The organism is Cupriavidus sp. KB_39, assembly GCF_052114485.1.
Taxonomy (GTDB): domain Bacteria; phylum Pseudomonadota; class Gammaproteobacteria; order Burkholderiales; family Burkholderiaceae; genus Cupriavidus.
In genome coordinates, this window is record NZ_JBFREV010000211.1 from 1 (window position 1) to 455 (window position 455).

Consider the following 455-nt stretch of genomic DNA (forward strand, 5'->3'; position numbering starts at 1 on the left):
TGAGTCAGTGTTGCAGTGTCGTGCCCGGTCCAGGCTTGTCGCATGCCGCGCCAGGCCGTGTCCGCGCCATGCATGCCGAACGCGATACAGCCAGCTTTCGTCACGCCAGTCGGTTCCGGCGCAATGCACAGCACCCCGGCACCCACCATCTCCAACACGCCGCCGACGATGTCCAGCCCGCCCCATAGGCGGTTGGACATCATCTCCGTAGGACTGATCGATCGGTGCGCCAGCACCGCCGCTAGTTGCGGCGCGCTCATGACCACGCGCAAGCCGTCCATCTCGTCTGCCTGAGCCATCGGATTCCCCCCATGAAAAGAGAGGCCCGACGCTACCGACCCAGCGCCAGCGCACTATTGAGATGGCGCAAACCCACGCGGGAACAAGGAAATTTCGAGAGGACTACGATCGCTGACGCCAGCGTATCGCTCCCCTCTCCCCGCCCGGGTTGGAAT

At 64.2% G+C, this 455-nt stretch carries 1 pseudogene; it reads right to left on the reverse strand.

Features of this window, described 5'->3' with window-relative positions:
• A pseudogene (locus tag AB4Z27_RS29585) lies at window positions 1-299 on the reverse strand (RNase A-like domain-containing protein); the annotation flags it as partial.
• Window positions 300-455 lie beyond the last annotated feature (156 nt).